The sequence below is a fragment of the Chryseobacterium aurantiacum genome (genome assembly GCF_003020585.1).
GTDB classification, from domain to species: domain Bacteria; phylum Bacteroidota; class Bacteroidia; order Flavobacteriales; family Weeksellaceae; genus Chryseobacterium; species Chryseobacterium aurantiacum.
The window spans coordinates 26,198-52,478 of record NZ_PXUE01000004.1; the positions used below are offsets into that span (position 1 = coordinate 26,198).

The 26,281-nt window shown below is 36.2% G+C and carries 25 protein-coding genes; 10 read left to right on the plus strand and 15 right to left on the minus strand.

Annotated elements, in window-relative coordinates; genetic code table 11:
• Positions 1-83: 83 nt before the first annotated feature.
• The 8 genes from C7D53_RS14430 to tssO all read right to left on the minus strand — a co-directional run bounded on the left by C7D53_RS14430 (position 84) and on the right by tssO (position 9,489).
• Complete coding sequence (locus C7D53_RS14430) at positions 84-767, minus strand: hypothetical protein (RefSeq protein ID WP_162926183.1); 684 nt, start codon at positions 765-767, stop codon at positions 84-86.
• Between the two features lie 2 nt (positions 768-769).
• Complete coding sequence (locus C7D53_RS14435) at positions 770-2,110, minus strand: zinc metalloprotease (protein WP_106917156.1); 1,341 nt, start codon at positions 2,108-2,110, stop codon at positions 770-772.
• Between the two features lie 3 nt (positions 2,111-2,113).
• Positions 2,114-4,045: a type VI secretion system Vgr family protein gene (locus tag C7D53_RS14440; protein ID WP_106917157.1), complete on the minus strand. Its 1,932-nt coding sequence runs from the start codon at positions 4,043-4,045 to the stop codon at positions 2,114-2,116.
• Positions 4,046-4,216: 171 nt separating this feature from the next.
• Positions 4,217-4,624 (minus strand): type VI secretion system tube protein TssD, encoded by a 408-nt coding sequence (gene tssD, locus C7D53_RS14445; protein ID WP_076356671.1) that lies wholly within the window; start codon positions 4,622-4,624, stop codon positions 4,217-4,219.
• 379 nt (positions 4,625-5,003) lie between these two features.
• Complete coding sequence (gene tssR, locus C7D53_RS14450; protein ID WP_106917158.1) at positions 5,004-7,409, minus strand: type VI secretion system protein TssR domain-containing protein; 2,406 nt, start codon at positions 7,407-7,409, stop codon at positions 5,004-5,006.
• Positions 7,410-7,455: 46 nt separating this feature from the next.
• Positions 7,456-8,367 (minus strand): PKD domain-containing protein, encoded by a 912-nt coding sequence (locus tag C7D53_RS14455; protein ID WP_106917159.1) that lies wholly within the window; start codon positions 8,365-8,367, stop codon positions 7,456-7,458.
• A 51-nt stretch (positions 8,368-8,418) separates the two neighbouring features.
• Complete coding sequence (locus C7D53_RS14460) at positions 8,419-8,943, minus strand: type VI secretion system transmembrane protein TssO (RefSeq protein WP_106917160.1); 525 nt, start codon at positions 8,941-8,943, stop codon at positions 8,419-8,421.
• Between the two features lie 12 nt (positions 8,944-8,955).
• On the minus strand, positions 8,956-9,489 hold the full coding sequence (tssO, locus tag C7D53_RS14465; protein ID WP_106917428.1) for a type VI secretion system TssO: 534 nt from the start codon (positions 9,487-9,489) through the stop codon (positions 8,956-8,958).
• 180 nt (positions 9,490-9,669) lie between these two features.
• On the opposite strand from tssO, the gene C7D53_RS14470 reads away from it, so the two are divergent.
• The 6 genes from C7D53_RS14470 (at position 9,670) to C7D53_RS14495 (ending at position 15,767) form a co-directional block, all read left to right on the plus strand.
• A complete protein-coding gene (locus C7D53_RS14470; protein WP_106917161.1) occupies positions 9,670-10,341 on the plus strand; it encodes a response regulator transcription factor in 672 nt (223 codons plus the stop codon).
• 280 nt (positions 10,342-10,621) lie between these two features.
• On the plus strand, positions 10,622-10,912 hold the full coding sequence (locus tag C7D53_RS14475; RefSeq protein ID WP_002984212.1) for an HU family DNA-binding protein: 291 nt from the start codon (positions 10,622-10,624) through the stop codon (positions 10,910-10,912).
• Between the two features lie 367 nt (positions 10,913-11,279).
• Complete coding sequence (locus C7D53_RS14480; protein ID WP_106917162.1) at positions 11,280-12,839, plus strand: Rne/Rng family ribonuclease; 1,560 nt, start codon at positions 11,280-11,282, stop codon at positions 12,837-12,839.
• Between the two features lie 120 nt (positions 12,840-12,959).
• Positions 12,960-14,351, plus strand: a complete 1,392-nt coding sequence (locus C7D53_RS14485; protein WP_106917163.1) for a T9SS type A sorting domain-containing protein — start codon at positions 12,960-12,962, stop codon at positions 14,349-14,351.
• 69 nt (positions 14,352-14,420) lie between these two features.
• Entirely contained in the window at positions 14,421-14,891 is a 471-nt protein-coding gene (locus tag C7D53_RS14490) for an OsmC family protein (RefSeq protein ID WP_106917164.1), read from the plus strand.
• A gap of 225 nt (positions 14,892-15,116) precedes the next feature.
• Positions 15,117-15,767: a response regulator transcription factor gene (locus C7D53_RS14495; protein WP_228422363.1), complete on the plus strand. Its 651-nt coding sequence runs from the start codon at positions 15,117-15,119 to the stop codon at positions 15,765-15,767.
• Between the two features lie 281 nt (positions 15,768-16,048).
• Here C7D53_RS14495 and C7D53_RS14500 read toward each other — a convergent pair whose 3' ends face one another.
• The 6 genes from C7D53_RS14500 to C7D53_RS14525 all read right to left on the minus strand — a co-directional run bounded on the left by C7D53_RS14500 (position 16,049) and on the right by C7D53_RS14525 (position 21,511).
• Entirely contained in the window at positions 16,049-17,560 is a 1,512-nt protein-coding gene (locus C7D53_RS14500) for a carboxypeptidase-like regulatory domain-containing protein (RefSeq protein WP_106917165.1), read from the minus strand.
• An 11-nt stretch (positions 17,561-17,571) separates the two neighbouring features.
• Positions 17,572-18,933 (minus strand): CsgG/HfaB family protein, encoded by a 1,362-nt coding sequence (locus C7D53_RS14505; RefSeq protein WP_106917166.1) that lies wholly within the window; start codon positions 18,931-18,933, stop codon positions 17,572-17,574.
• Between the two features lie 27 nt (positions 18,934-18,960).
• Entirely contained in the window at positions 18,961-19,371 is a 411-nt protein-coding gene (locus C7D53_RS14510; protein WP_106917167.1) for a curli production assembly/transport component CsgF, read from the minus strand.
• 11 nt (positions 19,372-19,382) lie between these two features.
• Positions 19,383-20,114, minus strand: coding sequence for a CsgE family curli-type amyloid fiber assembly protein (locus tag C7D53_RS14515; RefSeq protein ID WP_106917168.1), 732 nt, complete (start codon positions 20,112-20,114; stop codon positions 19,383-19,385).
• 10 nt (positions 20,115-20,124) lie between these two features.
• Positions 20,125-20,523, minus strand: a complete 399-nt coding sequence (locus C7D53_RS14520; protein ID WP_106917169.1) for a hypothetical protein — start codon at positions 20,521-20,523, stop codon at positions 20,125-20,127.
• Positions 20,524-20,692: 169 nt separating this feature from the next.
• A complete protein-coding gene (locus C7D53_RS14525; protein ID WP_106917170.1) occupies positions 20,693-21,511 on the minus strand; it encodes a hypothetical protein in 819 nt (272 codons plus the stop codon).
• Between the two features lie 295 nt (positions 21,512-21,806).
• On the opposite strand from C7D53_RS14525, the gene C7D53_RS14530 reads away from it, so the two are divergent.
• Genes C7D53_RS14530 through C7D53_RS14545 form a run of 4 tightly spaced genes read left to right on the plus strand, consistent with a single transcriptional unit; the run spans position 21,807 to position 25,056 of the window.
• Complete coding sequence (locus C7D53_RS14530; protein ID WP_106917171.1) at positions 21,807-22,436, plus strand: NUDIX hydrolase; 630 nt, start codon at positions 21,807-21,809, stop codon at positions 22,434-22,436.
• 27 nt (positions 22,437-22,463) lie between these two features.
• Positions 22,464-23,270, plus strand: coding sequence for a lysophospholipid acyltransferase family protein (locus C7D53_RS14535; RefSeq protein ID WP_068939518.1), 807 nt, complete (start codon positions 22,464-22,466; stop codon positions 23,268-23,270).
• 4 nt (positions 23,271-23,274) lie between these two features.
• A complete protein-coding gene (locus C7D53_RS14540) occupies positions 23,275-23,712 on the plus strand; it encodes a hypothetical protein (RefSeq protein ID WP_106917172.1) in 438 nt (145 codons plus the stop codon).
• Positions 23,713-23,718: 6 nt separating this feature from the next.
• The gene (locus C7D53_RS14545) at positions 23,719-25,056 is read left to right on the plus strand and encodes a UDP-N-acetylmuramate--L-alanine ligase (RefSeq protein WP_106917173.1); all 1,338 of its coding nucleotides are present in this window, start codon (positions 23,719-23,721) and stop codon (positions 25,054-25,056) included.
• 135 nt (positions 25,057-25,191) lie between these two features.
• Here the strand turns inward: C7D53_RS14545 and C7D53_RS14550 are convergent, their stop codons facing one another.
• The gene (locus C7D53_RS14550) at positions 25,192-26,262 is read right to left on the minus strand and encodes an NAD(P)H-dependent flavin oxidoreductase (RefSeq protein ID WP_106917174.1); all 1,071 of its coding nucleotides are present in this window, start codon (positions 26,260-26,262) and stop codon (positions 25,192-25,194) included.
• Between the last annotated feature and the right edge of the window lie 19 nt (positions 26,263-26,281).

The window sequence follows — 26,281 nt, forward strand, 5'->3', positions numbered from 1 at the left end:
TATTTACATTCTTTAGTAAAAAAATGCTTTTAAAACAATATTTTATCTGTGATCAGATTCTCTACCAGATGATGAGTTTAATTTTAACGTGCAAGCGGATTCAATGTGTATTCCGTTACACTTAATTCAGCCCCTGTATTTCCGTTAATAATTGCTTTTTTAAACAAATAAGATTCTCCGTCACCAGCCATTTTTCCGGTATTCCAGTTGAGTTCCCAAACATAGGCATTGTATTTCTTAGATTGGGATCTTGAAATTTCACCATTTTTAGTGAAATCTACTTTTTTATCTTTACCATATTTTAAAACCTTATTCAGATCGAATGCATAGTTTTCGTCTTTATTTTCGGTCTTTACAACAGTGCCATTCTGGTAATATCCCCATTTTCCTATTTCCAGATTGTTCCCGAAGTAATGTTTAACAGACAGCAATACACCTGCATTATCAAAGGTATAGATATCCCTGATCCTGTTATGGGTAATTACTTCTTCTACATAGTTCTGCACAAGACTTTTTGTATAGGTTTCTTCTACATATCCATCCTTAATAACGTGATACTGCTTTACATAGGTATCCTTATCCTTAGCATATCCTTCATAGGAGGGATCTTTTTTTATATTCGCTTCATATTTTGCAATATCAAATTTTGTCATTTGTAAATTGGTGTTTACTGATGGTGTTATATTTTGGTTGGAAACGGATTTTCCTTTATTGCCTTCACTACAATTAAAGAATGACAGCAAAATCCATATAAAGATTATTTTCATAATTAGATCATTTTTTTTAATATATCCCATTGCCATTTATATGTTTGCTTTGCTATAATTGCTGTAGACTGAGAGTAATAATCCATAATATTATCTGTATTGAATTTTTTGAATGTTAAAGGTCCATCATTATCAAATGTATGGTACAATCCAATCGCATGAAGCAACTCATGTGTAGCGGTTGTCTTTACAGATTCAAAAGGAACTCCGGCAGTTGTAGCGGTGTCTTGTAAATTCAGTACAAATACTGTTTTTGAAGGAATATTTTCGGCTTGTCCCAAAAGATAGCTTCCATTCGCCAATTGTATGACCTCAGAAATAAAGTAGACTCTATAGAAATCATCATATCTTTTTCCTACTACGCTTCCGTCTGCAAACTTAGCAGCCCTCAGCTTAGTATCAAGATATTGATGGATTCCTCTGTTGCTTCTCAGTTTGGGAATAAAGTTGGCATCACTGGAAAGGTTAATATTGATGCTTTTAACATCCACATTAATGTAAGCCTGCTTCATATAGTTTTTTAATCTTTCTGCCTCACCGGTTGTACTTCCTGTTCCGGAGGATGAAATCACTCTAATAAACAACACCTTACCTTGCTTTTGATGTGCTGAATCATTGGCCAGAATCTTTATTTTTCCACAAACGGTCTCATCTGCCCAAACTTCTATGATCTGATCTCTACTGAATGATTTCAGGCAAGTGATTTCCAGGAAATTATCCAGTGTATATTTCCCTTTTTTTATCGTGATCTGCTCTTTATTGAATTTAAAGTATTCAGTTTTATCGTCTTTGCCTTTAAGATGTACAATGGTAAGTTTTTTGGGTTCTTCCTCAATTTCAATTTTTAATGATAATTTTTGGGTATCTCCTTTATAAATTGTCATATAAGGAACGGGATACAAATAGGGCTGTTTATTCACCTTGGGTTTCCAGAAGATGGTCATATTACTAAACTTATTTAAAAGTTTGCCATATTCTGCTGCTTCTTTCACAAAGGCTCCACCATAGTATATCTGTTGTAATGCATTTGTAGAGGCATTCCTATATTTTCCAATAATATTTTTGTACCAAGTATCTCCTTTGGTTCCTGTATCACCTGCTCGTAACCAATCAAAACCAAATTCCCCACTCCAATTGGCGTGAGGTCTAAACATAACGATACATTTTGCCTTAATTTCTCCTGCAGGAGGATTTTTAGGGTCTCCATAGCTTACACCATCCTTCTCACCAGTTTCGGTAATGGCTGCTCCTGCATTGGTTATAATATTTGCATTAGAGTACATGCTATGGCCTTCTTGAGAAATCTTGGTATAGGTACCTTTTACAATTCTCGTTCTGCTCATTGCTTAGTGTGATTTGGATTTTTCTCCGCTATTATTTTGTACTTCTTCCTGGGCATGTTTATGAACAAACTTACTGGATTGGATATTCATGTCTTTTTCGCTGACTTCATTTCGTTCTTTCTTTGTTTCGCTGTGAACATCACCATCAATCATCTCTGTAAGTTTTCCGGTAATAAACATACTTGCATCTCCTACTACGGAGGTCATTTTCATTGCTCCTACACTTTCGGTATTGTTCATTCCGATGCTGTTAGATTTATTCATTCCCACCGTAGTCGTCATATTTTCACCTACATTGATGTTCATATTTTTACAATTCAGGGTCATTGTTTCCGGTGCTGTGATATTGATATTGCTTCCTGTAGTATCCAGGTGAATTTCATTACCGCTTTTGTCGGTGATAATAATGCTTTCATCTTCTGTAAAAACAACTCTATGCCCACTTCTGGTCTGAATAGATTTTACACGGTTGTCTGCACCTCCGCCTAATCCAATTCCACCATGAAACATTCCTCCCATTACAAATGGCCTGTCGGGATGGCTGTGAACAAAGTTAACCATTACCTGATCTCCTACTTCAGGAATGGCTACATATCCTCGGTTTTGCGTAATCTGATCCGTTCCTCCTGCATCCGGTGTCATTACACGTACAAAGTGAGTGACATCATTCATCTGCCAGTCAAATCTTACCTGAACCCTACCCTGGCCTTCAGGATCTGCATTGGCAATTACTGTTGCTATTTGTGGTTGTGCTATAGGGAGTGTAAATTCTGGTTTTGGTAAGAATCCTGTATCTGCTGCAATGGATTCAAAGCTTCCTTTATAATGTCCAATGGTATCAATTTCATGAACAACGTCAGTTACCATTACCTTAGTGAAATAAGTGGTTTCGTTGGTATCCGGTTTTCTCATATGAATATCCACTACACATCCTGGGTGCAAAAACGGAACAGTTGTAGAACCGGAAACTGAAAATACACTTACCGCTTCACTTCCAGAACTGCTTTTTTGTGAGTTTTCTACATCCAAATGGGTGGACGCCTTAATGGGAGCCACCTGAAGAGCCGGAGTTTTGTATATTTTTTCATTATGGCTATAGGCAGTCTTGGCAAGATCTCCTAAATGATTAACGGGAGTTTCTCCTGAGGTTAATTTTTCATTTTTACTGCTGTTATAACCGTAATATTGTGGTTTTGTATGAACGGCCTTTAATTCTACCCTGATGTCATCCGCATTGCTTCCATAGGTAAGCTTTATAGGCTTATTCTGAGGCGGAAGTTTTCCAAAGTGTAATACTTCCCCATCATAAAAGAATTGCTCGCCATAAGCTTCTGCCATCCTTGCCAGATAGTTGTAGTGGGTTTCGTTATACTGGCTGCTGTAGATAATCTGAGAATAATCGTTGGTGTCTACCCGTATATCAAAACGCCCTTTGTCTATGCCCTGTTTAATGACTTCTTCAGCAATAATTCCCATATTAACAGGCTGTGATCCTCCAAAGCTCTGAATATGAGGCGCTCCATCCAATAATATTGTTGGGCTGTATCCGGAAAGAACAATATTTCCCAAACTCATCTTCTCTTGACTGAATCCTACCCTGGTAATGATTCCTACAAAATTTCTTTCGGGACTTTGTTCAATATCTTTATAGGAAATAACCACTGTGAGACGCTTTCCTAAGAATTTATTAGCCTCTTCCAGGGTATGGCTCTGCCTGTCACCCAATGCGTCATGGGCAAGGGTAAGGCTGAACTCATGGTGGTTACCCGCTTTTTGTTTAAGGGTGAAATGCTTATAATACTTAATAATTTTTCCCTCCACAACCAGTGAAAGTTTTACCAGCCTGTTAATTCCTGCATGGTGGTTTTCAGAAACTCCGTCTGCATTTTGTGATGGACGGAATGAAGAACCTCTTGTTTGTGATTCGGTTTTCATATGCTTTGTGTTTGGTTTAGTTTAAAGATAGCAATTTTTTACGAAATAGTCATCATATCAATATGATATGAAAATAAAACAACCAATATAAAGTTCATCCTAGGCAAAAAAAGACCGCCTTTAATAGGGACAGTCTTTTTTTTCGTATGAATGTTGATAATGTGTATAATGTTAGCTAGTTGGCCAAAGTCCTGCATACTCAGAAGTACCATAACCAATTGTTTCTGCACTGATTACGAAGCTGATCAACATACTGTTGCTGTCAATTGCATCGAAATCAACCTGGTGTTGGATTACGTATCCATTTTGCCAGTTCAAAGTAATCAATGTTCCCTCTTCGTGAGACTTGTTAAATACAATTTCCCCTACTGTAGGCTTATATTTTCCGTTCAATAAACTTTCCAGAATATCAGATTTTTCAGTAGCTTCTACTGTAACCTTGATTAATGCATTGGAAGGGTCTGATGCTACACGTCCTGATACATCTGTAGATCTGGCTACGCTGTAGTTCATCTTTAATAATTTCTGACCTTCTCCGTTGTTAAATTTTAAGATTCCTCTCGAATTTCTTTCTGCCATGATTTGTAAATTTTAATCGTTAGTAATATCTTGTGATTCAGTGATTGTGTAGCAAATATAGAGGGACTTTTAGTCTTAAAAAAACTTTTGAGTATAAATCTGAAAAATTGTAGTAGTTCTACGACTTTTTGTAGTAATTCTACGACATTAGATTTATAAACATCGCGATAACCACCATCATTAAAGCAATTTACAAGTTTTTACAATTTAAAGAAACAACACTCTTTTTACACCTGAAAGAGAAATAAAAAAAATTCAGATTCAATTTTCGAGTCAGAATTTTAACTGTAAGGGTGAATTGCTGAGATACCATTTGGCTTAATGCAAAAAAAAGCAGAAGTACAATTACTTCTGCTTTTCATATTATAAAAACTAACAATTAATGTTTAGTATATTCCGGTGCTTCTGTTGGAAGTCTTGACGGCGTAAAATACTCGTTAAGCCAATAGAACGTCTGTCCGTTTTGCTGGATCTTCACAGCTGGATTATTTCTATGATTAAGCATTCTTTCTGCCAGATCCTTGTAGTGACGGAAATATGTTCTTACTGTTTCATTAGGAACAATTTTAGACTTTTTCCATCCTTTAAGCTTATACTTGGCCATCAATTCTTCTTCAGAAAGATCGAACCCTGTACTCATTCCCACAGCGTAGGACATTGGTAACTCATAAAGGTCGCCTTTATCCAGGAATTTGATGGTAGGATTATATTTCTTTAAAAGTTTTACATATTCTCTGATGGCTGCAGCCTGATTGAAATCTGCTTTTTCTGCCCCTGTATTTTTGTATACTTCTGTATAGAAAGCTTTCAGATTATCATATTCTGCTTCAGAAATAAGAATTCCTTTTTCTATTCCCGGTGTATATTCTTTCAATTCTTTTGGAATATAACCTTTTACCAGGAACGGATTTCCATAGTTGATCAGCTGGGCTGCAATTCCTGCAGAAACCGGATTGGTAAGCCCTGGATATAGATATTTGTATTTTAAGTCAACATCCGTTTTTCCTGCTCCTACAGAGGAGTGGAAATATTCATTAAGTGATTTATCAATACTCTGGTTGTCTACTGTAACCTGTGCAATAAGGCTATCTACAGATTTTTTCAGGAATCCCGGTGTAGCAACATCTCCTTTTTTAGGGAAGATAACAAATCCCTGAGACATACTTTGCTTAGGATAAGCCAATGAGAAAAATCCGGCATCCCCTTCTACTAAGCTGAAATTATTTTTGGTAAGAACATCTGACTGATTGATGATCTTTTGCTTTTTAAGCTCAGCAATATTTTTAGCAGTAGCCGTAACCACATTTTCTGCCATCAATACAAAGTCGTTGTAGGTATCGGAAGATCTTGCGCTTGTCTGGAACATGATTAGCCTTGCCTGTGCCTGGGTAAGGGAACCAATCACGCTGTACATATTCCCACTTTGGTTGGCAGATGTTCCTACAGTCACTACAATATTGGTTTCATCCGGAACATTGGAAAGAAGATTTCCGGCTGCAGAAAGGGCCTCTCCTACCGGCTGATAGCCACTATTACTGGCACAGTTCATCTCATTGGTCTTTTGATCAATAAATGTTGTTATTTTACTGTAGTCAGTACTTAGGTTAGAAACTGAAAGATTATTTCCGCAAGGGTTATTTTTATATAAAACCACACCATACTTCACATTATTGAAATAAGAAGGCTTTTCAAATCTAAGCTGCAAATCCTGTAGCAATGATTTTACAATGGGAGCGTAAGGAGCATTTCCAGCACTTACATCCAATGCAAAAACAATGTTGATATTTTTATCTCTATCTGTAATCTCTCTATAACGGTCAAAGTAGATAGGCTCTCCCAGTACGTTAAATACGTAGTTCTTGCTGTAATCCAGAATATTGGTAAAATACTTTGTTTTGGAATTTGGAGTTGGAGTTTCGTTTAAAGCAAGAGTAACCGGGAAAATATTTTCCAGAGGCTTTCTCTTATTAACATCTGTAAGAAGAATTGCTGTTTTATTTTCAGCATCAGATCCGGATCCTCCCGGATACCCTTCATGGATTCCCAATTCGGATTCACTGATTCCTGTTGTATTTTTCAGTTTTACAGCGGAACGTTCTCCCCACGCAGAAATCACGTTGGAACTTACCCATCCGTAAAGGCTTTTACCAATACTATCGATATCAACAGATGGTTTTTTACCTACCAGAAATCTTTTATTATTTTCTGCCTGCTTGTAAACATACACCATCTGTCCGTTAGGAATTTTAACGTTGGCTGTTTCAATAAGGCTTGGTGAGTTGAATACCATAATAGAGTCATTCTTGTAATATCTTTCAGCGCTTTTAATAACTTCGCTGTTATTAGGTACTACTGCAACTCTTACAGGATAACCTGTTTTTTCGCTTTTTAGAGAGTGGTTCCATAGAAGCAGGTCGGATTCGGGAATCCAGCCATATGTTTTTACGGATTTTGATGAAACTTTTTTCATTAAGGCATCCGGAACATATTCCGCAACCTTTACCATGCCGTCTCTATGTTTTAAAACCATTAAAGGTTCCAGAAATTTAACTTCCTTGTATGATTTTTCATCATCTTTATCCAAATAAGCCGTGTTTCTTGATCTGTCTGAAACAACGATCCATGGAACTGACTTTTTAGGATAACCATTGACTACCGGTGAATTATCTACCTGACCATACTGTGATGGCTCCGGAGTTTTCTTTGACGGGAGCTTTACCTGACAACTCGTCAATAATACTGATAATCCTATGTAATATGCTGCTAGAGGAAATTTATTTTTCATCCTATTTTATCTTTTATGATTGGCGCATCCAGAAGACTGGACCGTATTATTTGCTTTGGTTTATATCTACTTTTGTTACACAGTTTTGTGTATCATCAAAATTCACTTTTACAGTTTGGATCACCATGTTTTTGTCAAACTGAAGACCTGCACAATACATGTAGAAGTTGTTTACTTTGTTGTCATTTACCTTTACCACTGTATTTTCATTGTTACATAGATAGGTTTTCAACAGATAGTTGTAATGCATGTTGAAACTGTTTCCGTTAGCAATTTGCTGCAGGTGGTACTTAAAGTCGTTATCAATTTTCGCATAAGAATCTTCTACAGACACTTCCTCTTCTTCAAGGGAGTTGTAAACAGGATTAATTTTGATGCGGTGGTAGATAGGCTCCTGGCTTTCTTCTGTGTATAAAGTAACCACATAATCTCCCGCTTTTTTATAGGAATAAATGGCTAGTTTCTCTTTAGAATCTGTATTTCCTGTTTCTCCAAACTTCCATGCAAACTGGGTCGCATCAGAAACGGCACGGAATTGTACATTTTCATTTAGCATAGCTGTAGCTGGTGCCTCAATGGTTGTTTTGGATTTCACGCTGTCTTTGGATTGCTTCACACTTCTTGCCGATACCATTACCGGGAAAGATTTTGTGTACTTGTTGTCAACGATCAAACTTACCTGGTAATACCCCGGTTTATTATAAAAGTGGATTCCACTATTTTTATCAGAAGTTGTACCGTCTCCGAAATTCCATCTCTTGGATTTTGCAAACTGGGTTTTATCTTCAAATAAAAGTGTATCCCCTACCGACAATGCAGAGGGATAAACTACCCCAACAATATCATCAGCAGAGTGGATTACCTTTTTCTGCAGCCAAAGTGCAACAAGGGCTGCAATGAGCAATGTTGCAATAACACCGATAATAATGTTCTTTTTGTTCTTTTGAAAATAATTCATAGTTAATAATTGTGATGTGTTTTATTTAAAGTTCCTAAATTCATTTTTGAATTACTGCGTACGGGCCTTTAGAGCACTTTTACGCTGATAAATCTTATCCTGCTTATCCTTAAAGCCAATTCTGCATTCTTCCACCTGCTTTTCAAACCTCTTGATATCATCTGAAGTGGTTGAAATTATCTTTTTGTCTTCAAAATACATTTTATAGAATTTAGCAATTTGTGGGTAGGCATCTTTTCGGGTGTCAACAATATCATACCCTTTAAAGTAACTGTTAAGGTCATTAACCCCTACAAAGATATTGTTTTCCACAAAAGGCTGTGGAGCTTCGTCCGTAAGCTTAGTAATCATGGTATAAGTACTGTCCATGATTGGCAGAATAACTTTCTGATGTTGATCAAACTCTGCTTTCTGTTCAAGATTTTGAATACCCCTTACGTCTTCATCAGAAAACGGAGATTCAAATCCTTTTAAAAAGATAACTCCCAAAAATAACATGGCAGTCACCAGCATCAGTATTAAATAAAAAAACTGATAATGCCTTTCCTTCTTAGATAATGTAATGTGTCCTTGCATATCCTTTATTTTTTATTTTCTTCTACCTCCTGTAAAGTTTCTTGTAGGATCCTTTCTGAGCTCATTATTGGCTCTTCCAACTTTCCCCATACACTCTTCCAGATCTCTTAGAACTGTTTTCTTCTTATATTCAACGCCTATAATTTTCGTTTTCAAATTAATCATAGGTTCTATCTGCTTCATCAGGACGGCATAGTGCTTAAAGTTGCCCGTACTGTCTTTCCCCATAATATTTTTAGCATCCCTCACGTTATCCATGATATTGGTTCTCAGAAATACATCATTCTGCACCTTGTTCATGTCAAGCTGGGTCATACGTTCATAAATATTATCCACATGGGTTTTCAGTAAGTCACTTCGGCGCATCAGTTCCATATAGTTTTCTGCTTCCCTGCTAATCCCTTCACGTTGTATATCGTAGCTTTTAAAAAAGAGGTACAGACAACCAAAGGATACCACAGACAATACAGCAAATGAAAGAATAAACTTCCAAATGCCCGTTCTGACGTCAGATTTGTTCAATTTTTTTTCCCTGTTCGAAGACATATATTTGCGATTTGTTTGGCCTGTGAAAATATAAAAAAAAAATTTTATGCACAATACGTATTTTCCCCAGGCCTGTTTCGTGAAATCCCTGATTAAATTAATATTAATTTTCACTTTAATAAGTTTTTCATAAATTAGGCCTCTGAATTTCAAATATCATTCGCCAAATCGATATTAAGAATGAGTAAAATATTATCTAATACCGTGCGTTTCTCAATAGCAGACAGTGATTTTTATTTTAAAAAAATAATGATCAAAACCCTTATGGAGAATCCTTTCTACATGCTTCTCAATGACTGTAACAACGGCCATGAGCTTGTTAACAGGATCTACAGAAGACAGGAAGATGTATTCGTTATTGAGCTGTTTATGCCGGTATTGAGTGGAATAGAAGCCATTAAGTACATTAGAAAAAACAACGCAGAAACTCCTATTGTCACCTATTCCGGGACCTATCAGGAGGATATGGCTGAAATACTTTCGAAGATCCCTAATATCTATTATTGCCAGAAGAAAAGCAACACCATTAAGGATATCATCAAGGGAAGTATAGCTTCTGACGAGTTTGATTACGCCGCCTATTCCAAGGAATGGGAGCAGCAACCACTGGCTGTACAGGAATATATGGACAGACAGAAGAAAGGGCAAGAAGAGCTGTCATCCTCAGAAATACAGCTCATGAGGTTCTGCTATGAAGGGTTCAGTAATAAGGAAATTGCAGAAAAGCTGAATCTGAGTACGAGAACCATAGATACCTACATCAATCGGCTTACAGAAAAACTTGGATTGAAAACAAAACTTCACCTTATTCGTTTCTGTGTAGAAAACGGGTATTATAATTCCAGTATGTAATGAGATTTTAAATTTTATTTTTAAATTTTTGAAGGGCAATAAATACGGAATAGCCTTATATCATTAGGTTTATCAGCTTTTTTTCAAGATTATTCCTTTAAATTCCGACATTGATATACATTCATATTATTTTATTATTAAATTATCTACAACTCACCTTAATATAGTGTATACATTAAAAACTGAACGATTTGAGCAAAAATATTTTGCCACTAATTTGCTAGTATTCAATTTTTTTAACTAAATTTGCACACCTAAAATTTAAAATTAAAATAAGGAAATGACAAAGGCAGAATTGGTAAACACCATCTCAAATAAGTTGGGAACAGAAAAGAATGAGACACAGAAAGTTGTAGAAGCTTTTATGCAGGAGATCAGAACTTCTATGTATAATGGGGATAACGTTTATCTGAGAGGTTTTGGTTCTTTTATCATTAAAACAAGAGCTGCTAAAACAGGAAGAAATATTTCTAAGAACACTGCAATTGAGATTCCTGCTCATAACATTCCTGCTTTCAAACCTTCAAAATCTTTTGTTGAGAAAGTAAAAACGAAAGTTGCAGTAAAATAAGAACATTAACTGAATATTAACTAGTTACTAAAAAATTAAAATTATGCCAAGCGGAAAGAAAAGAAAAAGACACAAGGTTGCAACACACAAAAGAAAGAAAAGAAGAAGAGCGAACAGACATAAGAAAAAATAATCTCTTCTTATCGAGATTCAAAATATAATAATATAGTTGGTGATTTTAAGTTTTTAAAGTTCACCGACTATATTTTTGTTTGCAACTATAAGATTCCGCGGAAAATGGACGGTTTCAAATATTATTTTAATAAAAATATAGTGGTTTTCATTCAAAATCCTTATATTTAATAGATGAATTAATCATGAACACCCCCAATTCCCTAAAATCTTAACAATTTTATCTAATAACAAAATGAAGAAAGAACTAATAGTTTCGCATGAAGATGATCTTACAAAGATTGCACTGCTGGAAGACGGAAGACTATGTGAACTTCATGAGCAAGAGGACAAAAGCGATTTTATAGTTGGAGATCTGTTTATAGGAAAAGTAAAAAAACTGGCACCTAACCTGAATGCAGCATTCGTAAATATTGGATATGACAAGGATGCATTTCTGCATTATCAGGATCTGGGACCACAGTATCTTACCTACAGAAAGTTTTTAAGAGATACTATTTCTAAAAAACAAAGCACTTCAAGCTTAAAGAATTTCGAGATACAACCCGAAATAGACAAAAACGGAACGGTAGAAAAAGTAATAGCAAAGGACGATCTTGTTCTGCTACAGATCACTAAGGAGCCTATTTCTACAAAAGGCCCAAGAATTTCTACCCAAATTTCACTTACAGGCCGTTTTTTGGTTTTAATTCCATTTGACAATAAGGTTTCCATTTCCAAGAAAATAAGAAGTTCTGAGGAAAAGGAAAGATTGAGAACTCTTATAGACAGTATCAAGCCTGAAGGTTTCGGAGTTATTATCAGAACTGTAGCCGAAGGAAAAAAGGTTGCTGACCTGCACAATGATATGAATCAGCTGATTCAAAAATGGGAAAGTACCTTTAAAAACATCCAAAGAAACAAAGTTCCGTCCAAAGTTTTAAGCGAAGAAGACAAAGCTTCAGCTATTTTGAGGGACAATTTTAATCAGGATTTCGTGAATATCATTTGTGATGATGAGCAAATGGTAAACGAAATGACCAATTACGTTGAAGTAATTGCTCCTGAAAAGAAAAACATTGTCCAGTTTTATGATTCCCATATTCCTCTCCTGGAATATTACAATGTTGAAAAACAGCTTAAACAAAGCTTCGGAAAGCACGTAAACATTCCAAGCTCAAAAGGCGCTTATCTTGTTATTGAACACACAGAAGCACTTCACGTTGTTGACGTTAACTCCGGAAATAACATTACTACCGGAACTGCTGTTAATAAAGAACACGCCTTAAAGGTGAATAAAATGGCAGCCACTGAGATTGCCAGGCAGCTTCGTCTCCGCGATATGGGAGGCATCATTGTAATTGATTTCATCGACATGATCAACTCTGATCACAGAAGAGATCTTTATGAACATCTAAAAGAGGAAATGAAGCGTGACAAAGCACGTCACAAAATTCTTCCTCCAAGTAAATTCGGTCTGATTCAGATTACCAGACAAAGAAACCGTCCGGAAAAACAGATTGAAACCAAAGAAGAAAACCCGAACAAAGATGGAGAAATTGTAGCTCCAATTGTTATCGTGGAAAGAATGGGTGAAACTTTAAGAAATATTCTGCAGAAAGAAAAAGGAAAAATCTACCTGCATGTACATCCATTTGTAGAAGCCTACTTAACGAAAGGCATCAAAAGTATCCAAATGAAATGGTTTATCAAATACAAAAAATGGGTAACCATTGTTCCAAGGGATTCTTTTAAATATCTAGAATACAAAATCTACAATGCAAAAAAAGAAGAATTGATAGAATTCTCTAATTAAGACAAAATTCAAGCCTCCAGTAAAATCTGGAGGTTTTTTTATTATATTTGCAAAAAAGTTGTGAAAAAAAATAAAATTATCATCAGCTTTTTCTAAAACACATTTTAAAAACTCAAACGAATGAAAAAAATTTTACTACTGGTTATTCTGGTGATCCAGAATATCTCTGCTCAGATTATCTCCAAGGACCCTACTTTTGCTTCAAATGGAATAGCTACAATGCCAGGAAACCTTACCTGGTCAATGGTTCAAAACTCCAACAATCAAATTTATTTTACTCATAATGTGAATACTGGAAGTGGGATCAATGTCACTGAATCTTATTTATCCAGACTTACAGCAAACGGAACTTTAGATCCAACTTTCGGAAATACAGGAAAAACCCAATTACCTAATAACAGCTACCTGAATGAGGTTAAAATACAATCTGATGGGAAATTGGTGGTTTTCGGTTTTACAAATACCTCTGCAGCAACAATATCCAGAATACTTTCCAATGGGCAGCTAGACTCATCTTTTGGAACGAACGGTACCGTAGTAATACCTTCACTTGTTACTGATCAAAACTACGCTTCCTATGGAGTTATTTTGCAGAATGACAAAATACTTGTTCATGCTATCAAATATGTAGAAAACATTCAAAATCAACACATAATTCTCAGACTTAATACCAATGGAAGTCTGGATACTACTTTCGGCAGCAATGGCTATGTAACCACACAAGGAAGCCCTGCAGGCAGAACATTTGTACGTACGGATAATCAAAATAATATTATCTGCTTCAATACTAACAGTGGTTTTATTCAAAAATTTAATTCAAATGGACAGCCAGTAACGAACTTTGGCAATAATGGCATATCACCCTTGTTAGATGCCAACGGATATGGATATGGCAGTACCAGTGCTATGGTTGTGGATAGTAATAATAAAATTCTTTTCTCTCTAAGTTCAGACGATAAACTTCTAAGAATAAACCCGGACGGAACTCTTGATCATACATTTAATTATAATGTAAATACAAATTCCGGATTGAATGGAGGCGCATGGGTTCAAAGTATTACCGAAAAAGATGGATCTTACTATCTAGGAGGAATAGGCGTTTCAAGTAATTTAATTTCAAAACTTACTCAAAATGGCTCAGTGGACCCTATTTTTAACGATTATTTACAAACAGATTCTGATGCTGAGGAAATGATTGTTAATAATGACAATATCATTGTAAGAGGAAACGGGCACATTGTAAAATATCTGCTTACAAATGCTACCTTATCAACAACTGATTTTACAAAGATCAATAATGATATTTCTTTTGAAAACCCAATGAAGCAAACCCTGATTTATCAATCAAAAGAAAAGGTAAACAAAATTGAAATCTATTCTCTTGACGGAAAGGTCTTAAAAACCTTAAAAGACAACAACCTTTCTGTTTCTGACCTGCCTAAAGGTTTTTACATGGTTAAGATCACCTTTGAAAAAGGAAATAGTACAACCAGAAAACTTATCAAGGACTAATCCACTTGATATTTGATTTTTTTTAAAGTATTTGCTAATTTTAGCAGATACTTTTTTATTTTAATTAAAATGAGCAAAGAACACCATTACAAAACTACAATTCAGTGGACAGGAAACAAAGGAACCGGAACCAGTAGCTACAAGGATTACGAAAGAAGCCATATTATTTCTGTAGACCAAAAAGTGACTATTGAAGGTTCATCTGATCCTTCATTTCGGGGCGACAAAACAAAGTATAATCCTGAAGAAATGTTTCTTTCGTCGCTTTCCTCATGTCATATGCTTTGGTATCTCCATTTCTGTTCTGAGGCAGGTGTAATCGTCACAGATTATATAGATGAAGCCACCGGAATCATGTCGGAAACATCTAATGGAAGCGGCCACTTTACTGAGGCTACTTTACACCCTAAAGTTACAGTAGCAGATAAATCAATGATAGAAAAAGCAGAACAATTACATCATAAAGCTAATGAGTTTTGTTTTATTGCCAACTCAGTTAATTTTCCGGTAAAACATATCCCTATCGTGTTAGTTAAATAATTTATTAGACAAAACAACAACACTCAAACACCGATTGAATAAGCGTTTTCAACACAATAACTCTAAATTACCTCATCAAAACTCAACAAAAAGAGAATTATATTAGTAAATAATCAACAAAAATAACATTTTACTATTAATATATTTACTAAAAAGTTAAAATATGTGTGAATTTTGTTTAAAATATGAATATTTTTTTATATTTTTATATAAACAAACCTAACCATGATGAAACCAAGACTAACCATTTTTGATGAGCCTATGTTGTATACTGAAGGCCTGTCAAAATTGCTGACCCAAAGCAAAATCTTCAACGCAATAGATATTTGTAACTCATTAGAGATTCTTTCAAAGCATTTAAAAGATGAACCTCCTGAGATTCTTGTTATGAGTTCAAACATGCTAATGCTTACAGAACTTTACAAGTCTGTAGAACATATAACCTCTGAAAATCATAACATCAAAATCATTATCATTGGCAATTGCTATGATGTAATTGATATTCGTAAACTATTCAATAAAGGCATAAAAAGCTATCTTGATAAAAATTGCAAGTATGATGAGTTTTTAAAATCTATTAATGCCTTACTTCTCAACGAAATTTATATCTGCGATCATGCCAAAGAAAGAATGATAAGCTTTATCAGCAATGAGCATGAAAAAAGAAGTATTCACATGAGAGATCCTCTCACCCGCCGTGAAATGGAAATTCTTAAACTTATCTGTGACGGCTTCAGCAGCAAAGATATCTCCGAAAAATTATTTATAAGCATCAATACGGTAGAAACACACAGAAAAAAAATTCTTTTGAAACTCAACGTAAAAAACACGGTAGGAGTTGTAAAATACGCTATTGAAAACCATATTATTGACTAATTGAAAACCACCAAATAATTAACCTAAAAATTCCAGACCGAAAGATCTGGAATTTTTTTTGCCTATTTCCCAAATTCCTATTAATAAAAAGCCAGGCAAAACTGATTATTAATTCTTACAGATATGATAGATAGAAAAAGAATAAGATTTCGGATGGTAATAAGAAGTATTACTTTAAAACTTTAATCATGAATTATATTCTACTTCTCAAAATCTTATTCTTTTTACTTTATATTTCGACGTGCAAACCGCGAATCAGTTTCATGCAGCATCTCCTCTGATTATTCATAATCCGGCATTTCTCCGTTACTGAAAAGTGCAGAACGTGTAAGATCCGTCATGCTGCTGCTCAGGTCAATTACCATTACATTTCTTTGTGAAATATTGTCATTAGAGGTATTCATAAAGATCACCTGTGCATTATTCGGAGAGAATCTTGGATCAAGATCATTTGTTCCCATTGCTTTTTCGCTTTCCGCAGAAATGTCATAAAGGGCATCTGTGTTTAGATTATAGATAAAGATATGGGAATCCAGTTGGCGATAATTTCCACTGCCATCCTGATAGCCTGATATATCACGGGTAAACATCAGAAGTTGTCCGTCTACAGAGAAGTTAAGGCCCCCACTAGCTCCCAATGATCCAGAAAGCACTGTTTTAAGGGTATTTCCTGTGGTATCAATAACATACACCTTGGTGTTATATCCATTATAATCATTGGTTTTCAGGGCGATTTTACTGCCGTCATAGCTCCAGTCACATTCGGAGATCAAACTTCCGTCAGGTGTGGTATACACCAATGTAAGGCCACTGCCGTCTTTATTAATCCTGTACAGTTTATTAAAGTTTGAATAAATAATTTCTTTACCGTTGGTACTCCAGGCAAAATCCATTTCAAAATTATTAAACCCGGCAACCGGAACGGTAGTTACTTTAAAAGGATTGGAACCATCCGGATTGGCAGTATAAATATGTGTACTTCCTCCTTCTGTTCGTAGAAATGCAATGAGACCGGCATTGTTATTTTTCCTTGGCCTCCAGCTATTGTAGGATCCATCGGTAAACTGAAAATGATTCCCTGCTTCATCGCTGGATATAATGACAAAATTACCGTTTTGTTTTTGTACATAATGATACCTGTTGGCAGGAACCGTATTGGTGGTAAATTTACTGATTAAACTTAAAACTGGCTGGTGAATGCCGTCCGAAACAGACACCTGCCAGAAGTAACTTACACCAAACTTCAAATTTGAAAGCGTATAATGATTAGCTGTCAAATCATTAACCTGAATCACGTTAGTGTCAAGATTATTTTTAATTGTCAAACTGTACTTTAAAACATCTGCAGTATCAGAATCTGTTGCACTCCAGGTCAGCTCAACGCTTAGCGGTTGGTTTACTGCATTATCTATCGGACTTAGCAGTTGCGGTGTTGTGGGCGGAGAATTCAGAGATTCATCATCATCCATCTCAAATACCACGGTCACCGTCTGACTTTGATTTTGCATATTAACAGACTGAAAGCTCGTAATATATCCTGAAAGTTCTGCTTTTACGGAGTAATTCCCTACCGGCATGGCGGCGATCTCAAAGGATCCGTCAGTACCACTGAAAACAGTTTGTGTTGTAGGGTTTGTAAAGATCTTTACATTTGCCAGCGGCGTATTGCTGCCTCTTTTTACTACTTTTCCTTTTAATATTCCTGTTTGGGCCTGCTCTACAAGTTCTTCACTACAAGAAAACAGACAAAAGGCAAGGATGAATAGGCTGAGTATTTTTATTAAAGTTTTCATAATTGGTGTTTTTATTTGTTTCCAAGGTAAAAATTGATTCCCAGAGCAAAGCGTAGGGCCTGATCTTTTCTTTTTCCGTTCACAAGACCTTCCCAATTGTCCTTGAAGCCAAGGTCATATTGTGCAGAAGCTCTCAGAGAAACATTGTGATCCAACATATATTCAAGGCCACCTCCAAACTGCCCCTTGTACTGAGGTTTGTATTTAGAATAGAATGCTCCTGCCCCACCATAAATATATGGGCTAAATCTATACTTGGGAAAAAGCAAGTATTCCAGGTTTACTTCAGGACCGAAGTAGTTTCTTTTTACAATATTTTCATTTTCCAATGTAAAATAATTACCACTAATCTCTATATTAAAATTAGGATTGAGAAAGTATTTTACGCCCGCTTTTCCACCGATATTCATCTTAGGATTTACGTAGTCATCTTTTACTTTTTGTGCTTCTACATTGGCAAACACAGATACTTTTTGTCTATAATTATCCGGAAATCTGTTACCTATGACTCTTCCGGCATTATGTTCCTGTTCTCTCTTATATTCGTTAATCAAAGCTTGGTAACTTGTATTTTCAATGGCTTTTCCCCATATCTTATCCTGAATTCCCTCTATAATCAGAGATTTCACGGCTTTTTCAATAGCTTCAGTTACGGCAAGCTGAACGGGTTCGTTTTGGGTAAATCCCACTTCACCCTCCAGGAGTCTTTCCGTATCTACATATCGGAAAAAGCTACCGTTTACGCTGGTTGAGAGAATGGTTTTGGATGTATAAACAGTTTTAAGAATTTCTCCATTGAGTGTGGAGACAGCGCGCAGGTAAATAGTAATTCTATCCTGACGGTATTGTGTGGAAGCACCGATTCCGAAGTATCTGGCACCAAGGCCTCCTGTCAAAATATTACTATCATAGGAAATGACTCCACCTTCCAGAAGAATTCCGGCATATAGAAGGGGTGGAAGTGCCTGGGAGCTTTTATCTGCATCCTTTATGTATTCCTGACGTGTGGATCTGATGATTTGTCTTTCGTTGAGTAGATTTGCGATATTTTCCCTTTCAATAGGGATAAACCATCGGCTGTCTTCCAGTGCCTTAATGAGGATGGTAGTAGTTCCTTGCGGCACGGCGGTACTCCAGTTGTTTCCGTTTTCCGACGGCTTATACTGGCCCGTCTGATCTCTGAATTTATAGACTCCTATTACAACTTTTTCTTTTGGTAAAGGAAGATTCTTTAATTCTTCTGTAGAAGAGGTGACCTCTCCCATCGTTGGCTTTTCGGGATCTGAAGGTAAGCCAAAGATAGAACTACAAGCCTGCAAAATACATAGCAGAAAACTACAGAAAAAAATTCTGGTGTAAATGTAAGTTCTCATGGTAAGTTTGGTTTTTAAGTTTATTTTTTATTTTGGAATTACGATCTCGGACTGATCGCCTGTACTGGTATCCAAAATATTGATCAAAAGTCCCTGATTCGTGTTGGTAATCTGTAGGTAAAGTGATCCGAAGAGGTAGTTACCGGGTTTTAAACTTCCTTCTCCGAACTGGTCTTCAAACAGTTTTCTTGAAAGCTCACTGAGAATCTGCCTATTGAGACTTTGGGTAAAGCTGTCAAGAGAATTTACACGATCAAGTAAGTCACTATAATCGTTTTTTTCATCAAATTGATTTTGTGCATTTGCAGAGCTTAATAGCCACTGGTAATTAAACGTATCTCCTCCGAATGCAGGATTTACAGGTTTATAAACGAGCTGTTGAGATTTTCCGAAGAAAATACCCGCAATAAAGATTAAAGTAATGATTAATGTTTTCATGGCGGACGTTTTTAGTAGATAAATTCATTTTTAATAAGGTTTTTCTTTGCGTTAAATTCTTTGATATATTTTAAACTGAAAGTCAATTGTTCTTTTAGATAGTCTTCTCCCGGATTGCTCATGAAGCTGTAGATCACTTTATCATCCATTTGGATATTGATCTGGCCGCTGGTTCCACGGAGGGGAAGTTCCGAAATGGTAACGGCACTGCTGCTTTTATCAGGAAGTTGGCTGTACTGCATATAAAACATATCATAAAAGTCTTTTCCAACCTTGGTTTTGGTTTCATCAATGGTAAGCCCTTTCAACTCATAAACAGCATCATCTTCTATCTTGGCTATTTTCTTTTTAAAAAGATCACTGTTGAGTTCCAGGCTATCCTTAGCCACCAACGTTCGGGTTTCTTCATCTCTGATATACAGAAAAGCTTTCAAAGCATCCTTAGCATCAAGGTTTACACTGAATTCAGACAAAACCTTTACTTCATTTGGGTTGACGGAAAATTTACCGCTTTGCTGGTTGTTGGAAAGGTTTCCGCCGTTTCCTTTTTTGATGGATACCAAAAGGTAGTTTAGTTCTTTGTAGACTGCAGTATTATTCATTACAACCGCTTTGAGCTTAATCTGATTTTCCAGAAAGCTGCTCTGGATTTTAGCGGTTACTTTTTTATCCTCCTGCCCATAAGCCAATACAGACAGGACGATAAAAAAAGTGCTCAGACTTAGGGAATTTAAAAGTTTCATCACATGTGTTTTAATAATTTCTCATGAAAACTGTTTTATTGTCTCCCTTTACATTGATCTGAATTCCATCAGAAATACTGTTGCTTCCCGTAATATCAATAATATTATTACTTCCTTGTGTCGTAATGGCAGTTTGGGTTTCTTTATCTGTGAATGAGTTAATAAATAAAAGAGCATTATAGTCACCCAACTGTTTTACAATAATAGTAGTTCTTGCATTAAGAGAAAGCTCGGCATTATTATGATCCCCTACCTGAATGATATCGGAATAATAGGAGCCCTGATCAATGGTCTGCCTGGTTATAAGATTGAAGACTGTATTACTATTCACCTTATCCCAGTCAATTTCCTGAGCATGCAATGGCAATAACGCAATTAGAGCTAGAATACTCCATCTTAAGTTATACATGGCATTTTATTTTAATTAAAGGTACATTAATCGAGAATTGAAAAAAACACGCCCAGTAGGTACTGATATAAAATCACTGTTTCCGGTGATATTTTGGCAGTAAGCCAAAAAAGGAGAAACCACCCTGTAGTTCCTCCTTATTGTTAAAGATTTACAGTATAAAAAGGGCTTAATTGGATTGATTCACAATCATTGAGTTTCCATTACCTACCTGAGTTCCTAGATGGAAGTGAGAATCACCACTTTGAGTGATCCAGCTAAAGTTTCCGTTACCCATTTGTAAGTCGATAGCTGTATTGGAATCTCCTAATTGAAATTGGTATAATTGGTTTGCATTACCCACCTGTATTCCTACGGCAGTGTTATCATCTCCAACCTGAACAGAAGCTGCAATGTTATTGCTACCAAATTGAGTATGGTTTGCAACGTTATCATTACCATCCTGATACTGAACAAGGAAGTTGTTAGCTCCTACCTGAAGCGCGTCTGCTTCATTTCGTCTTCCTAATTGAACCTGAAAAGCAGAGTTACCCGCTCCTAATTGAATTGCAGAAGCATCATTTCTTCTTCCGTCCTGATACTGAACTACAGAGTTCCCTAAACCTACCTGTATTGAAGATGCATTATTTCTTCTTCCGATCTGAGTTTGGTCTGTAGAGTTAAGAATCCCAATTTGCCAGGTTGAAGCAGAGTTTCTATTTCCCAGTTGGCTCACATTATTTGAATTTGCAATACCAATCTGATCTACATCTACGGAGTTTCTGTTTCCGGTACTTACTGCAGTATTCATATTTAAGATACCTATCTGATCAATATCTGCAGTATTACGATTCCCTGTTTGTGTTAAGGAATTAATGTTCAAAAGACCTGTTTGGTCTACAGTAGCTGTATTCAAGTTTCCTGTTTGAGTAGTTACGTCAATATTAAATTGAGCGAAGCTGAAACTCATGGCGATTAGTGTAAACACACCTGCAAGTAAATTTTTCATTTTATTAAAAATTAATTGGTTAATAGTATGACAAAGGTATACTCTGCTCCAATGTGAAAAACCACCAACAAAGTGTAAATTCTAAAAATCACCATATACAGTTCTTAAAGTCACCGTTTATGGTATTTGGGAAATCATGGATTTCAGTTACGGGAAAATACGGTACTGATTTTAGGAACGAGGAAGTGAGCAGAGAATCATCAATTCATTTTTAATCTTCTCATTCTATTCATTACATTGGTTAATTAATGTTAAGGCCCTTATTTCTTCAAGAATATATTGTTAAATTTGAGGTATGGAAAATTTTGGAAAAGATTTATTAAGGAAAATAAAAAGTGTAGAACTTCCTGGTGAACACGCCCACGGAGTATTCTCACCTCCCTCCCGTCCCGTTTTCACCTATGACGAAGTGCTTGCAAAAAATCCCAAGTTTGCGGCAGTTAATATTGTATTATATCTAAAGGACAACGAATGGTATTTTCCACTGATCCAAAGAACTATTAATGAACACGACAGACATAGCGGACAGATCTCATTACCTGGCGGAAAACGCGAGGAAATGGACAGGGACTTTGCTGAAACAGCTGTTCGGGAGACCTCTGAAGAAATTGGAATAGACAAGCACTACGTACGCATCATCAGAGAAATGTCTCCCATCTATATTCCACCAAGTAACTTTTACGTATATCCTTATATCTCATATACTAAAAAGAACCCTGAATTTGTTCTTCAGCAAAGCGAGGCCGTGGAATCTATAGAATTCCCTATCACTTCTTTTCTCAATCTGTCGGACACCCCTGAAATTATGGCGCTTCCGAGTGCCGGAGGGCATGAGGTTCCTGTCATTAACTTCAACGGATATATTATCTGGGGAGCTACAGCAATGATATTAAGTGAATTCAGCCAGTTGCTGAAAAAAATGTAACTTTGCACAACCGTGTTTAATTGAGAGATGGCGAAGAAAAATATTTTCACCGATGCATTCGGAACACCTTATTTTTTGAAAAGGTTTATTATTTTTATTTTAGGAGTTGTATCATACAGAAGATTCAACGGCTTTAATAAGTTAAAAATAACCGGTACAGAACACCTTGTGGATCTTCCGGACTCTAACGTACTGTTTGTATCTAACCATCAAACTTATTTTGCAGATGTAGCAGCCATGTATCATGCTTTCTGCGCCGTAAATAACGGATATTTGAATACAATCAAAAATCCGATCTACCTGTTGAATCCAAAGATTGATTTTTACTATGTAGCCGCTGAAGAAACCATGAATAAAGGTATTCTTCCTAAAATTTTTAAAATAGCTGGTGCCGTTACTGTAAAAAGAACCTGGAGAGCAGAAGGAAAAAATGTCAACAGAATGGTAGACATGAGTGAGGTAGATAATATCATGAAAGCGTTAGACAATGGCTGGGTTGCCACTTTCCCACAGGGAACAACATCTGCCTTTGCACAGGGACGAAGAGGTACCGCAAAATTGGTAAAAAACCAGCGCCCTATTGTTATTCCTATTAAGATTAACGGTTTCAGAAGAGCATTTGATAAAAAAGGACTCCGCGTAAAGGTAACTGGTGTAAAACCTACAATGGAATTCAAGGCTCCTCTGGATATCGATTACGATAATGAAAAAGCACCGGAAATTTTATTGAAGATTATGACTGCCATTGAGCAGACTGAAGACTTCAACCTACTACACAATTATGATGAAGAACTTAAAGCTAAAAAATTAGAACAAAAGGACTCAAATAATTAAAATTATGAACAGAATAATTGGAATCTTATTCGCCATCATAGTACTCGTTTCATGTAATAGCCAAAAGGTATATTCGGATTTTGACATCAGCTATTCGAAGAGCGGAGGGTATGCTCCTGTATATGAAAATTTGCTTATCAAAGGAAATAACGTTCATTATTCTTTTGAAGGACAGGGAAAAAAGCACAAACAAGACTTCAAAATTTCAAATGAAGATCTGAAGAAACTAGATCAGGTGCTTTCTCAAAATAACTTCAGAAGAATACAGGAAGACCGTAAAAAGCTTTACGATAATGTTTCAACTTCTATTAATGTGAAAAAAGGTCCGAATGAAGGCAGTAAAACAGATGCCAGCATGATTATTCCAAATTATCAGACAAACTGGAACAATATTCTTGAGGCTTTCCAGCAGATCATTAATACTAATGTTAAAAAACAGTAATTACAATTGAAAACCCACTTCATTGCCATTGGCGGGAGCGCCATGCACAATCTTGCCATTGCATTAAAAGATAAAGGATATCAGGTTACAGGTTCAGATGATGCTATTTTTGAACCCTCAAGATCCAGACTGGAAAGAAAGGGAATCCTTCCCCAGGAATTGGGCTGGTTCCCCGAAAAAATCACCTCAGATATTGATGCTGTTATTCTTGGAATGCATGCCCATCAGGACAATCCTGAGCTAGCGAGAGCAAAGGAACTGGGGCTAAAGATATACTCGTATCCTGAATTTCTGTACGAGCAGTCAAAGAATAAAACAAGAGTTGTTATTGCAGGTTCTCACGGTAAAACAACCATTACCTCAATGATCCTTCACGTATTAAACTTCCACCAGAAAGAGGTAGATTTTATGGTAGGAGCGCAACTGGAGGGCTTCGACTGTATGGTAAAACTAACACAGGACAATGACTTCATGGTATTGGAAGGGGATGAATATCTTTCCTCTCCTATTGACCTGCGCTCTAAGTTTTTACTATATCAACCGAATATTGCTTTAATGAGCGGTATCGCATGGGATCATATCAATGTTTTTAAAACGTTTGACGATTATATTGAACAGTTTAGAAAGTTTGTAGCCAGCATTACTGCCGGAGGGGTATTGGTATATAATGAAGAAGATCCTGAAGTAGTAAAGGTGGTGGAAAACGCCGAAAATTACTTCCGAAAAATCCCTTACAAAACCCCTGAATACGAGATCAATAATGGAAAAGTATACTTAAAAACTGAAATGGGTGATGTCCCACTTTCTGTTTTTGGAGCGCACAATCTTTTAAATCTTGAAGGAGCAAGACACATCTGCCGACAACTGGGCATTATGGATGAAGATTTCTATGAGGCAATCATGAGCTTTAAGGGAGCATCCAAGCGTCTTGAAAAAGTGGAAAGAGAGGATAACGGAACTCTTTATAAAGACTTTGCCCATGCACCAAGTAAGGTAAAAGCAGCAGTAAAAGCATTCAAGGAACAATTTAAGAACGAAAAGAAATATGGTTTCCTTGAACTTCATACGTATTCAAGCTTAAACCCTATCTTTCTAGAGCAATATGACCACGCAATGGATGGATTAGAAGAAGCTATCGTATTCTATTCTGAAGATGCTTTAAAAATCAAAAGAATGGAGCCAATTTCTCCGGAATTCATTAAGGAAAAATTCAAGAATGAAAATTTAAGAGTTTTCACCAATGCAGAAGAACTTCATTCCTATTGGAACACTTTGGATAAAACGAATGGGGTTTATCTGATGATGAGCTCAGGAAACTTTGGAGGACTAGATCTTACAAAATAAACTAATTTGAAAGTTTCACAATGAGAGCTTTCAATTCAGATTTCTACATAAAACAAAATTCCTTTCACTAGCTGAAAGGAATTTTTATATTCTTTAATACCTACAAAATAGGTTTGAAGCACCTCAGGTTCATGCTTATTTTATCCCGATCTCCTCTGATTGTTGTATGAGGTTTCTCAGAATCTCCTCTGTCGATGACTCACTATAATCATGAATAGACTGCCCGGTCCAAAGCCCTACAAAATCTATATTCTGCTGATCTTTAGCCGCCTTACGCAATGCATTCGTCAATTTGTTCTGATAAGGGTATGGTAAAATATATTCTGTATTTTCAACAACCTCGATGTACTTATTTCTAACCCCTCTGGCGTATCTTCCTGAAAAGCTTTTCGTTAAAATAATTTCATCTTCTCTAACCTTTTTAAGCCTATCCTTCTCAAAAGCCTGTAAAGAGCTTTCCTTAGATGCCAGCAAAATATTTCCTACCTGAAAGCCCTTTGCACCGAGATCTTTTATCGCTTTTAAAGTCTTCCCGTTATAAATCCCGCCGGCATAGATTAAAGGGACATTTACATGATCATAAACCTGCGACAATAGAGACAGCCCGCCAATCTGCAGAACATGGTCAGGATCAAAGGTACCCCGATGTCCACCGGCTTCTGTTCCTTGTACACAAATGATATCAATTCCTGATTTTTCTAAAGTTAAAGCCTCATTTAATGAAGTACAGGTTCCAATAAGCACTACTCCATTCTCTTTTAGCTTTTGAATGCTTCCATTATCCAAATTTCCAAAAGTAAAACTCAGAATTTTACAACCTTCTTCAATTATTGCCTCTACCTGCTCATGATAACTTCTTATCCTGATATTTTCAAGATTGGGAAGACTGACATCGATATGATTTTCCTTAGCCAGTAACTCAAGAAACTGCTTCGTCTTTACAAACTGATCTTTTAAAGCATCGGTTATCTCTGGAATCTGATGTACAAAAATATTAGCTGCAAAAGGTTTATCTGTAAGGAGTTTCGTTTGCCTGATCAGCTTAATGGATTCATCTGCTGAGAGATCACCCAAAGCCAAAGATCCTAAACATCCCATATTGGCTGCAGCAGCAGTCATTTGTGATGTACTTACACCAAACATCGGAGCCTGAACTAAAGGATATTGTATTCCTAATTTTTTACTGATTGTATCCGACCAAAACATAAGAATAATTTTAATTAAA

Bases quoted from the DNA above. Each gene is read 5' to 3' on its own strand.
- C7D53_RS14510 (WP_106917167.1), bottom strand. From the start codon at position 19,371: ATGAAAACATTAATCATTACTTTAATCTTTATTGCGGGTATTTTCTTC.
- C7D53_RS14485 (WP_106917163.1), top strand. From the start codon at position 12,960: ATGAAAAAAATTTTACTACTGGTTATTCTGGTGATCCAGAATATCTCT.
- C7D53_RS14530 (WP_106917171.1), top strand. From the start codon at position 21,807: ATGGAAAATTTTGGAAAAGATTTATTAAGGAAAATAAAAAGTGTAGAA.
- C7D53_RS14440 (WP_106917157.1), bottom strand. From the start codon at position 4,045: ATGAAAACCGAATCACAAACAAGAGGTTCTTCATTCCGTCCATCACAA.
- C7D53_RS14520 (WP_106917169.1), bottom strand. From the start codon at position 20,523: ATGTATAACTTAAGATGGAGTATTCTAGCTCTAATTGCGTTATTGCCA.
- C7D53_RS14430 (WP_162926183.1), bottom strand. From the start codon at position 767: ATGAAAATAATCTTTATATGGATTTTGCTGTCATTCTTTAATTGTAGT.
- C7D53_RS14460 (WP_106917160.1), bottom strand. From the start codon at position 8,943: ATGCAAGGACACATTACATTATCTAAGAAGGAAAGGCATTATCAGTTT.
- C7D53_RS14535 (WP_068939518.1), top strand. From the start codon at position 22,464: ATGGCGAAGAAAAATATTTTCACCGATGCATTCGGAACACCTTATTTT.
- C7D53_RS14470 (WP_106917161.1), top strand. From the start codon at position 9,670: ATGAGTAAAATATTATCTAATACCGTGCGTTTCTCAATAGCAGACAGT.
- C7D53_RS14515 (WP_106917168.1), bottom strand. From the start codon at position 20,114: ATGAAACTTTTAAATTCCCTAAGTCTGAGCACTTTTTTTATCGTCCTG.
- tssO (WP_106917428.1), bottom strand. From the start codon at position 9,489: ATGTCTTCGAACAGGGAAAAAAAATTGAACAAATCTGACGTCAGAACG.
- C7D53_RS14490 (WP_106917164.1), top strand. From the start codon at position 14,421: ATGAGCAAAGAACACCATTACAAAACTACAATTCAGTGGACAGGAAAC.
- C7D53_RS14495 (WP_228422363.1), top strand. From the start codon at position 15,117: ATGATGAAACCAAGACTAACCATTTTTGATGAGCCTATGTTGTATACT.
- tssR (WP_106917158.1), bottom strand. From the start codon at position 7,409: ATGAAAAATAAATTTCCTCTAGCAGCATATTACATAGGATTATCAGTA.
- C7D53_RS14475 (WP_002984212.1), top strand. From the start codon at position 10,622: ATGACAAAGGCAGAATTGGTAAACACCATCTCAAATAAGTTGGGAACA.
- C7D53_RS14480 (WP_106917162.1), top strand. From the start codon at position 11,280: ATGAAGAAAGAACTAATAGTTTCGCATGAAGATGATCTTACAAAGATT.
- tssD (WP_076356671.1), bottom strand. From the start codon at position 4,624: ATGGCAGAAAGAAATTCGAGAGGAATCTTAAAATTTAACAACGGAGAA.
- C7D53_RS14550 (WP_106917174.1), bottom strand. From the start codon at position 26,262: ATGTTTTGGTCGGATACAATCAGTAAAAAATTAGGAATACAATATCCT.
- C7D53_RS14540 (WP_106917172.1), top strand. From the start codon at position 23,275: ATGAACAGAATAATTGGAATCTTATTCGCCATCATAGTACTCGTTTCA.
- C7D53_RS14455 (WP_106917159.1), bottom strand. From the start codon at position 8,367: ATGAATTATTTTCAAAAGAACAAAAAGAACATTATTATCGGTGTTATT.
- C7D53_RS14500 (WP_106917165.1), bottom strand. From the start codon at position 17,560: ATGAAAACTTTAATAAAAATACTCAGCCTATTCATCCTTGCCTTTTGT.
- C7D53_RS14525 (WP_106917170.1), bottom strand. From the start codon at position 21,511: ATGAAAAATTTACTTGCAGGTGTGTTTACACTAATCGCCATGAGTTTC.
- C7D53_RS14435 (WP_106917156.1), bottom strand. From the start codon at position 2,110: ATGAGCAGAACGAGAATTGTAAAAGGTACCTATACCAAGATTTCTCAA.
- C7D53_RS14505 (WP_106917166.1), bottom strand. From the start codon at position 18,933: ATGAGAACTTACATTTACACCAGAATTTTTTTCTGTAGTTTTCTGCTA.